Here is a 10,602-nt window from a genome sequence, read left to right on the forward strand (position 1 = left end):
TACTATGGAAACTAAGAAATATAAACAAAATATAGATATCACTCCAGCTTTACAAGAGCGTATTAACGAACTTCTAAGCCACTACCCTGCTGATAAAAAGAAATCAGCATTACTACCAGTATTACATGAAGTACAAGATGCTCATGATAACTGGCTGAGTGCGGAACTAATGGATAAAGTTGCAGAGATATTGGAAATCACGCCTATTGAAGTTTACGAAGTTGTTACATTTTATACCATGTACAATCAAAAACCAATGGGAAAATACATGTTTGAGTTCTGTCTAACTTCATGTTGTGGAATTAGAGGAGCGGACGATATGATGGAATATGCCTGTGAAAAATTGGGCATACAACCAGGAGGAACAACAGAAGATGGCATGTTTTCGGTTGTTGGAGTACAATGCTTAGGTGCATGTGGTTACGCTCCAATGATGCAGTTAGGAGATTTCTACAAAGAACACTTAACAAAAGAAAAAATCGATCAAATCATTGACGATTGTAAATCAGGAAAAGTAATTCTTCACGACAAATAGTAATATGGCAACAAAAATATTATTAGACAAAATAGATATCCCTGGAATCAAATCATATGAGGTATATCGCCAAAACGGAGGGTATGCATCAGTTGAGAAAGCATTAAAAACAATGACTCCAGATGATGTAACTGAGCAAGTTAAAGCTTCTGGATTAAGAGGTCGTGGAGGTGCGGGATTCCCTGTTGGATTAAAATGGAGTTTCATCGATAAAAAGTCAGGTAAACCAAGACACCTTGTATGTAATGCGGATGAGTCTGAACCAGGTACATTCAAAGATAGATATTTGATGGAACACATCCCTCACTTATTAATTGAAGGGATGATTACGGCGAGTTATGCTTTAGGGGCTAACTTATCTTACATCTATATCCGCGGTGAGTATATGTGGGTTTTCAAGACACTGGAAAGAGCAATTAAAGAAGCATATGCAGCTGGTTGGTTAGGTAAGAACATCTTAGGTTCTGGCTTTGATTTAGACTTACACGTACACTGTGGTGCAGGAGCATATATCTGTGGTGAGGAAACGGCTTTAATTGAATCACTAGAAGGAAAAAGAGGTAATCCTCGTATCAAACCTCCTTTCCCAGCAGTTAGTGGACTATGGGGAAACCCTACAGTAGTTAATAACGTTGAATCAATTTCTAACGTTCCTTGGATTGTAATGAATTCAGGTGAAGACTATTCAAAATTAGGATTAGGTCGTTCTGCGGGAACGAAGTTAATATCAGCTTCGGGTCATATCAGAAAACCAGGAGTATATGAGATCGAAATGGGTATCACAGTCGATGAATTTATCAATTCGGATGAGTACTGTGGAGGTATGATGGATGATCGTCCGTTAAAAGCCTTAGTACCTGGAGGATCTTCGGTGCCAATCTTACCGGCACATTTAATCTATAAAACAGCTAATGGTGAAGATCGTTTAATGACGTACGAATCTCTATCAGATGGTGGTTTTGAGACAGGATCTATGCTTGGATCAGGTGGGTTCATCGTGTATAATGATACAGCTTGTATCGTTAGAAATACTTGGAACTTTGCGAGATTTTATGCTCACGAAAGTTGTGGCCAATGTTCACCTTGTAGAGAGGGAACTGGATGGTTAGAAAAAGTGTTATACCGCATTGAAACTGGACAAGGTACAATGGACGATATCGACTTATTATGGAACATACAAAGTAATATCGAAGGTAATACCATCTGTCCATTAGGTGACGCAGCTGCATGGCCAGTAGCAGCAGCTCTAAGACATTTTAGAGAAGAATTCGAATATCACGTTTTATATCCAGAAAAGGTTAAAGACAGAAATCACTTTGTAAAAGAACCTTTTGAAAATGTAAAACACTTGATTAATAAATAATATATACTAAACAAGTTATTGTTTAGTCAAAACAAGCACAGTTTATGAAAGTTACTATAGACGGACATGAAATAGAAGTAGAACCAGGAACAACCATTCTACAAGCAGCAAGAATGATTGGTGGAGAATCAGTGCCACCAGCAATGTGCTATTATTCAAAACTAGAAGGAACAGGTGGAAAATGTCGCGCTTGTCTAGTTGAAGTTTCAAAAGGTAGCGAAGCTGACCCACGTCCAATGCCTAAGTTAATGGCTTCTTGTAAAACAGGAGTTATGGATGGTATGGAAGTTAAGAGTATATCTTCACCTCGTGTTTTAGAAGCTCGTAAATCAGTAACTGAGTTTTTATTAATCAACCACCCACTTGATTGCCCAATTTGTGATCAAGCAGGTGAATGTGATTTACAAAACTTAGCATTCCAACACGGAAAATCTCAAAAGCGTTATAAAGAGGAAAAGAGAACATTTGAACCAGAAGATATTGGACCCAATATTCAATTACACATGAACCGTTGTATCTTGTGTTACCGCTGCGTAAAAACGGCGGAACAACTAACAGATAAACGCGTACACGGTGTGTGTGGTAGAGGTGAACACGCTCAAATCTCTACTTATATATCAGCAGCGATAGACAATGAGTTTTCTGGAAATATGATTGATGTGTGTCCAGTAGGGGCATTAACAGATAAAACTTTCCGTTTCAAATCTCGTGTATGGTTTAACAAACCGTACAATGCTCATAGAAATTGTCCAACTTGCTCTGGTAAAGTAACTTTGTGGATGTTTGGAGAAGAAATACAAAGGGTAACAGCGCGTAAAGATGAATTTCATGAAGTAGAAGAATTTATCTGTAATGACTGTCGTTTTGATCATAAAGATCCTAAAGACTGGGTTATTGAAGGTCCTCGAAAATTTGAAAAATTCTCAGTTATCAACCAAAATAACTACACGAAAAAACTTGATAAAGTTGTATTGAATACTGAAGAGCATATCTTAGCTGGTCGTGAACAAGACCGCAAAAAGATAAGCATGAAAGATATCCCTTACACAGAACATGAATCTAAAGAATAAAGCAGCTTAGAATGGATAAAACTATTATTATAGACAAAGCGGTTATTATAATTGTTGTATTTGCTGTAACAATGCTAATGGCCATGTATGCAACACTTGCAGAACGAAAGATTGCAGCTTGGATACAAGACCGATTAGGTCCAAACCGCGCCGGAAAAGGAGGTATATTACAACCTCTTGCAGACGGTTTAAAATTATTCGCTAAAGAAGAATACGAACCGAATACACCAAACAAGTTCTTATTCAAATTTGGACCATTCTTAGCAATGACCCTTGCACTAATGACAAGTGCTGTTATTCCATGGGGGGATAAGTTTCACCTTTTTGGACGTGATATTATCTTACAGGCAGCAGACTTGAATGTAGGTGTTTTATATATCTTAGCTGTACTATCAGTGGGAGTATATGGAATAATGATTGGAGCTTGGGCATCTAATAATAAATACTCATTGATGAGTGGTATTCGTGCCGCTTCACAAATGATATCATACGAAATCGCAATGGGGTTGTCATTGATTGCGCTGTTGCTAATGACACAGACTCTAAGTATGAGAGAGATTGCGCTACAACAAAGCGGAATGAATTGGAATGTGTTTTATCAACCAATTGGATTTTTAATCTTTCTTATCTGTTCTTTTGCAGAAACCAATAGAGCACCATTTGACTTAGCAGAATGTGAGCAAGAATTAATAGGTGGTTTTCACACTGAGTACTCATCGATGAAAATGGGGTTCTACCTCTTTGCTGAATACGCAAACTTATTCATTTCTTCTACAATAATCGCTGTACTGTTCTTTGGAGCATATAATTACCCAGGAATGTCGTGGGTTGTAGAAAACTGGGGAGTTAACATTGGTAACGTCATCGGTATCTTTGCCTTATTCGTTAAGATCTGTTTCTTTATCTTTGTTTATATGTGGGTGCGTTGGACATTGCCGCGTTTCCGTTATGACCAATTAATGAATTTAGGATGGAAAACGTTAATTCCGTTAGCCCTTTTAAATTTAGTTGTTACTGCTATTGTAATTTTACTTATAAAATAATTTAAACATGTCATCAAATACTTATTCATTATCAGGAAGAAAAAAGACAGTTTCAGATAAGAAACTGACTTGGACAGAGCGAATCTACTTAGTAGCTATCTTCAAGGGTATGATGGTTACCTTGAAACACATGTTTAAGAAGAAGGTAACGATTGCATATCCAGAACAAACACGCCCTTTTAGTCCTGTTTATCGTGGACGTCATATGTTGATGAGAGACGATGAAGGAAGAGAGCGTTGTACAGCTTGTGGTCTTTGTGCTTTATCATGTCCAGCAGAAGCTATCACAATGAAAGCTGCTGAACGTAAAGCAGATGAAAAACACTTGTATAGAGAAGAAAAATATGCTGAAATATATGAGATTAACATGCTTAGATGTATCTTTTGTGGTCTATGTGAAGAAGCTTGTCCAAAACAGGCAATCTACTTAACCACATCAAAACAGATAGCTAAAGCTGATGTTACTCGTGAAAACTTCATATTTGGAAAAGATAAATTAGTGATGCCTTTAGAGATGGCAATACACAATACTAAACAACAGAATCAAGCTTAATCATGATAGAAATTTTATTTTACATACTTTCGACAATTACACTCGGAAGTGCAGCTCTAACAGTACTGAGCAAAAACCCTATCCATAGTGCATTATGGTTGGTTGTAAGTTTCTTCTCTTTAGCAGGACACTACATCTTATTAAACTCTCAGTTTTTAGGTATGGTTCACATCATGGTTTACTCTGGTGCCATCATGATATTAATGTTATTTACGATTATGTTGATGAACCTTAATATCAGCCATGAGGTATCAAAACCATTCATCACTAAGCTTGTTGCGACTGTAGCTTTTTGCTTAATAGGAATTTTAATGCTGTCTATCGTAATGCGTGGTGCACAAACCTACGATTTACAATATGCTACTTCAGGTCAAGATTTTCAATCAGCACATGTATTGGGTAAAATATTACTAAACGAATACGTAATGCCTTTCGAAATGGTAGCAGTTTTATTACTATTGGCAATGATTGGAGCTGTACTAATTTCTAAAAAAGATAAAACCGAAAAAGGAGCATAATTATGGAAAATGTAATTGAAATCATCGGTATTGACAAATACATATACTTATCGATCATCTTATTTTGTATCGGGGTATTTGGTATACTTTATAGACGTAACGCAATTGTCATGTTCATGTGTATCGAGATTATGTTGAACTCAGCTAATATGTTGTTAGTTGCCTTTTCAACGTTTCACCAAGATGCTGAAGGACAAGTTTTCGTATTCTTTACCATGGCTGTAGCCGCTGCAGAGGTAGCAGTAGGATTAGCTATTTTGGTAACTATATATCGAAACATTGGATCAATTGATATAGATAAATTAAAAAACTTAAAAGGGTAATTCCGCATGGATACAAACGTAATTTTACTTTTATTATTAGTCCCGCTTTTAGGGTCTTTAGTTAATATTTTCTTCGGAAAAAAATTAGGTAATGGTTCTGGAATTATTGCAACTTTAGCAGTTTTAATTTCATTTATCGTTACAGTAGTAGCCTTTGTACAAGTAAATGGTACAAAGACTCCTATTCAAGGAAATCTATTTGAATGGATAGCTGTTGAAAAGTTCTCTATTTCATTTGGATTCCTATTAGATCAACTTTCACTTCTATGGCTATTGTTTGTCACGGGTATTGGTACTTTAATTCACCTATACTCAACAAGCTATATGAAAGGAGATGAGAATTATGGTAAATACTTTGGTTACTTAAACCTATTTATCTTTTTCATGATCATTTTAGTAGCAGGAAGCAACTTATTAATCACTTTTATTGGATGGGAAGGTGTAGGACTGTGTTCATATCTACTTATTGGATTTTGGCATAAAAACCAAGATTATAATGATGCAGCCAAAAAAGCTTTCATTATGAACCGTATTGGTGATTTAGGTTTCTTGATTGGAGTATTTATTTTAGCATTCTTATTCCATTCATTAGATTATATGACTATCAAAACTGCATTAATGTCAGGGACTAACCACCAAATCAACACTTGGATTGGTTGTGCTGCTTTGGCAATCTTTATAGGTGCAATTGGTAAAAGTGCTCAAATACCACTGTATACATGGTTACCTGATGCAATGGCAGGACCGACACCTGTTTCAGCACTTATCCACGCAGCTACAATGGTAACTGCAGGTATCTTCTTAATCACGAGATTAAATTTTGTATTTGATTTAGCTCCATTAGTACAAGATACAATAGCGATAGTTGGGGCATTTACAGCCTTATTCGCTGCATCAATTGGATTAGTACAAAATGACATCAAGAAGGTCTTAGCCTACTCTACGGTATCTCAACTTGGATTAATGTTTATGGCTATAGGATTTGGTGCTTATGAAGTTGCTGTATTCCATGTAATTACGCATGCATTCTTTAAAGCATGTTTATTCTTAGGTTCTGGTTCAGTTATCCACGCTATGGGAGGAGAACAAGATATGAGACGCATGGGAGGACTTGACAAATACATGAAGGTAACATATATCACGTTTTTAATAGCAACTGCAGCAATATCAGGATTTCCATTCCTTTCAGGATTCTTTTCAAAAGATGAAATATTAATGGTTGCATTTGAGCATAATAAAGCCCTATATATCATAGGCTCTATTGCTTCGATTATGACTGCTTTCTATATGTTTAGACTTGTATTCTTAACTTTCAAAAAAGGCTTTAGAGGAACACAAGAGCAGAAAAATCACTTGCATGAAAGTCCAATCTCAATGACTTTACCGCTAATTGTTTTAGCTGTGTTATCCATTTTTGGAGGATTGATCAGTTGGCCAGGTAGTAGTTGGTTGAATCAATATTTACAGCCCGTAATTGTGAAGAGTGCTGCAAACCACCCACATGCCTTAGGATTTGAAGCGTATATGTTGATGGGAGTAGCGACAGTTGGATTCCTTATCGGATTAATTTGGGCATTTAGAAAATACATCCAAAAAGCACAAGTACCACAAGAGGATGATAAAATCACTGGATTCCATAAAGTATTGTACAACAAATACTATATCGATGAAATCTATGATAAATTATTTGTGAAACCAATCTACATCATTGCTACTTTCTTTAGAGATGTTGTCGAAGTAGCCTTGTCAGGTGCTGTATTTGGACTTGGAAAAATTGCAGATGAATTATCGTTACAAGGTAAAAAAGCACAGAATGGAAACATTGGTCTGTACTTATTTGCATTTGTATTCGGAATCTGTTTATTGTTATACTATTTATTCATTGCAAGATAATTAAGAGAGATGAACGTAACTATACTATTATTAACGTTATTAGTTGGTGCAATAGCTACCTATATTTCAGGTAAAAAACCAGCAGCCAAAGTAGCTCTATTATTTGGATTAGTTGCTTTTGTAGAAACTATTGTTTTAATCTGCCAACATAACGCGGGAACAGATGCTGGATATATGACGCAATGGATAAGTAATCCAAATATTCATATAGCTCTAAAAGCTGACGGTTTAGCATTAGCACTTACTCTGTTAACAACAGCGCTAACACCAATTATTATATTTTCATCTTTCGGTGATCATATTGAAAAATCAAACATATTCTACAGCTTAGTGATGTTTATGTCATTTGCTATGACTGGTACATTCTTAGCTGCTGATGGTTTATTATATTATGTATTTTGGGAATTATCGCTATTGCCAATCTATTTCATAGCCTTATTATGGGGTAATGATACTTTTGAAGTAAGAAAAAAGGCAATCTTAAAATTCTTTATTTATACGTTTGCTGGATCCCTATTTATGTTAGTAGGTTTCATTTACTTATACAGTAAAACAGGAAGCTTTTTATTACAAGATTTATATAATGCAAGATTAACAGGTACAGAACAATATTGGGTGTTTCTTGCCTTCTTCTTAGCTTATGCAATTAAGATACCTGTATTCCCATTCCATACTTGGCAAGCAAGTACTTATGAAAAAGCACCAACAGTAGGAACAATGCTTTTGGCAGGGATCATGCTAAAAATGGGGTTATATTCCGTAATTCGTTGGCAAATTCCAATTACGCCAATCGCTGCTAAAGAAGTAATGCCAACTATTTTAGTTCTATCAATTATTGGTGTAGTATATGGCTCTATAGTGGCATTAAAACAAGCTAATATCAAGCGATTCTTTGCTTACTCGTCTTTAGCTCACGTAGGATTAATAGCTGCAGGTGCATACACGCTAACATTAGATGGTATGAAAGGAGCAGTATTACAGATGATCGCTCACGGATTTGTAATTGTAGGATTATTCTTCGTAGGAGAGATAATCTACAGAAGATATCAAACGAGAATGATTGGAGAAATGGGAGGTATACGTCAACAAGCTCCTAAATTTGCTTCTATCTTTATGATTTTAATGTTTGCTTCTATTGGTTTACCTGGAACATTCAGTTTTATAGGGGAATTCAATATACTATATGGTCTATCACAAATTAATTTATGGTATGCTGTAATAGGTGGTACAACATTGATATTCGGTGCATTTTACATGCTTAGAATGTTCCAGAAAGCAATGTTAGGAGAGACAAATGCTAAACCTTTTGCTGATCTTAATACAAAAGAAAGCATAATTTTAGGTGTCTTGGCAATTGTCATCATATTCTTAGGTATCTATCCTAAACCATTGGCGGATTTAATCACACCTTCATTGGTAGAAATCGTTTCGTACATTAAGTAATAAAATATAGGTAGTGCTTCTTTTGAGGTACTATCATAATTCCAAATTATCACAAATGAACACATTAATAGCAATTGGAGTATTAGCAGTTTTAGTACTTATAGCAGAGATTATCAATCTGCGTAAGCTTGTTATCCCTATGACTATAATAGGATTAGTGGGTATATTAGGTTACACAGTTTGTAATATTGACGTAGAGGTTTCATATTATAACAATATGTTTATTACTAAGAAATTCTCAAACGCTTTTAGCTCTTTATTTATCGCATTAACAATTTTCTTAGTAGCGTTAAGTAAAGATTTTTATCAAAAAGAATTTTCTAAGATTTCAGACTATATTTCACTAAAACTATTTCTTCTTATGGGAGCCATCTGTATGGTGAGTTTTGGAAATATGGCCATGTTCTTTTTAGGACTTGAAATCTTATCGATTACACTTTATATACTTTGTGGTTCAGATCGAGCAAATATCAAAAGTAATGAAGCAGCAATGAAATATTTCTTGTTAGGTTCATTTGCTTCAGGAATTGTTTTGTTTGGGATAGCATTAGTATATGGTGCTACTGCGTCTTTCGACATTTCAGAAATCATTACTATTACATCACAGGGAACTCTACCTATATGGTACTCGTTAGGTGTAGTAATGATCATCATAGGGATGTTATTCAAAATAGCAGCTGTACCTTTCCACTTCTGGGCACCAGATGTGTATCAAGGAGCACCAACTTTGACAACAGCTATGATGAGTACTTTAGTAAAAGTAACTGCTGTTGCAACTTTGTTCAAACTTAGTTTCCATCTGTTAAGACAAATGCCTGAAGGCTATATAACAGCGATTGTCGTAATTGCAATTCTTACAATGACTGTAGGAAATATTATGGCGCTACGCCAAGAAAACATGAAGCGATTACTTGCTTACTCTGGTATATCACACGCTGGTTTCATGATGATGGCTTTAACTGCATTAAATACCTCAGCAGCTAACCTATTCTATTACGCGACAGCTTATGCTATTGCAGGTATTGCAGCATTTACTGTATTGATGGCAGTAACTAAAGGAAAAGAAAACCAATTAATTCAAAGCTTCAGTGGATTAGGTAAACGCAATCCATTAATGGCTATAGTTTTATCTATTGCTTTATTATCAATGGGTGGGATTCCAATCTTTGCAGGTTTCTTTGGTAAATTCTTTCTATTCTCTGAAGCTATATCTAAAGGTTTCATCACATTAGTTATATTCGGTGTTATTAACTCTTTTATAAGTATCTATTACTACCTAAAAGTAATTATAGTTATGTTTACTAATAACGATGAAACAGCAGAAGAAACAGCACTAAGCATACCTCTATCTTATAAAATAGTAGGTGTACTGGCTGTAGCAATTAATATCATAATAGGACTATGTCCTTCAATTTTGTTAAATATCTTTCAATAGATAGTCATTAACAAGTTATAAACCGCATTAAAGAGGGTATCTGTTTGGGCAGACACCCTCTTTTTTTACATATTATTAACATTTAAATTCAATCCAATTCCAACGCAAACAAACTTGTAAAAGTGATCGAAAAGCAGTTTCCAACCCAACAAATCTTGACATAATTATAAATAAATTAATACAATTCCCTCCTTTTTCTAATTATAAATTCGCAAAATTAAGTTTAATTGAAATCTTCAAGAAACTACAAAATTACATTAACCACAAATACTCATAAAACTAAATAACTTAATATTAGTTAAATAGCAGAAATAAAAGTAAAAACAACTCAACAAACAAATTTAAACAACCCCTAATCTTATAAATTAAAGATAAAACAACAAACTCAGAATATAATTAATCAAACATTCAAACAAACACAAACCA

Annotated in this window: 10 protein-coding genes; all 10 read left to right on the forward strand. The window is 35.0% G+C overall.

Annotation, left to right across the window (positions count from 1 at the left end):
• The first annotated feature begins 4 nt into the window (after window positions 1-4).
• Genes nuoE through GOQ24_RS07325 form a run of 10 tightly spaced genes read left to right on the forward strand, consistent with a single transcriptional unit; the run spans window position 5 to window position 10,176 of the window.
• The gene (gene nuoE / locus GOQ24_RS07280) at window positions 5-535 is read left to right on the forward strand and encodes a complex I 24 kDa subunit family protein (protein WP_155090763.1); all 531 of its coding nucleotides are present in this window, start codon (window positions 5-7) and stop codon (window positions 533-535) included.
• Window positions 536-539: 4 nt separating this feature from the next.
• Window positions 540-1,898, forward strand: a complete 1,359-nt coding sequence (gene nuoF, locus GOQ24_RS07285; RefSeq protein WP_155090762.1) for an NADH-quinone oxidoreductase subunit NuoF — start codon at window positions 540-542, stop codon at window positions 1,896-1,898.
• A 44-nt stretch (window positions 1,899-1,942) separates the two neighbouring features.
• Window positions 1,943-2,968: a 2Fe-2S iron-sulfur cluster-binding protein gene (locus GOQ24_RS07290; RefSeq protein WP_155090761.1), complete on the forward strand. Its 1,026-nt coding sequence runs from the start codon at window positions 1,943-1,945 to the stop codon at window positions 2,966-2,968.
• Between the two features lie 11 nt (window positions 2,969-2,979).
• Window positions 2,980-4,011 carry an NADH-quinone oxidoreductase subunit NuoH gene (nuoH, locus tag GOQ24_RS07295; RefSeq protein WP_155090760.1) on the forward strand — a complete coding sequence of 344 codons (1,032 nt, stop codon included), beginning with the start codon at window positions 2,980-2,982 and terminating at the stop codon, window positions 4,009-4,011.
• A 7-nt stretch (window positions 4,012-4,018) separates the two neighbouring features.
• Window positions 4,019-4,564, forward strand: coding sequence for a NuoI/complex I 23 kDa subunit family protein (locus tag GOQ24_RS07300; protein WP_155090759.1), 546 nt, complete (start codon window positions 4,019-4,021; stop codon window positions 4,562-4,564).
• 2 nt (window positions 4,565-4,566) lie between these two features.
• Entirely contained in the window at window positions 4,567-5,082 is a 516-nt protein-coding gene (locus GOQ24_RS07305; RefSeq protein WP_155090758.1) for an NADH-quinone oxidoreductase subunit J, read from the forward strand.
• Window positions 5,083-5,084: 2 nt separating this feature from the next.
• Complete coding sequence (nuoK, locus tag GOQ24_RS07310; RefSeq protein WP_155090757.1) at window positions 5,085-5,405, forward strand: NADH-quinone oxidoreductase subunit NuoK; 321 nt, start codon at window positions 5,085-5,087, stop codon at window positions 5,403-5,405.
• A gap of 6 nt (window positions 5,406-5,411) precedes the next feature.
• Window positions 5,412-7,298, forward strand: coding sequence for an NADH-quinone oxidoreductase subunit L (nuoL, locus tag GOQ24_RS07315; RefSeq protein ID WP_155090756.1), 1,887 nt, complete (start codon window positions 5,412-5,414; stop codon window positions 7,296-7,298).
• 9 nt (window positions 7,299-7,307) lie between these two features.
• Entirely contained in the window at window positions 7,308-8,741 is a 1,434-nt protein-coding gene (locus GOQ24_RS07320) for a NuoM family protein (RefSeq protein WP_155090755.1), read from the forward strand.
• Window positions 8,742-8,796: 55 nt separating this feature from the next.
• Complete coding sequence (locus GOQ24_RS07325) at window positions 8,797-10,176, forward strand: NADH-quinone oxidoreductase subunit N (RefSeq protein ID WP_155090754.1); 1,380 nt, start codon at window positions 8,797-8,799, stop codon at window positions 10,174-10,176.
• Window positions 10,177-10,602 lie beyond the last annotated feature (426 nt).

This window comes from Myroides sp. LoEW2-1, from assembly GCF_009767705.1.
GTDB classification, from domain to species: domain Bacteria; phylum Bacteroidota; class Bacteroidia; order Flavobacteriales; family Flavobacteriaceae; genus Flavobacterium; species Flavobacterium album_A.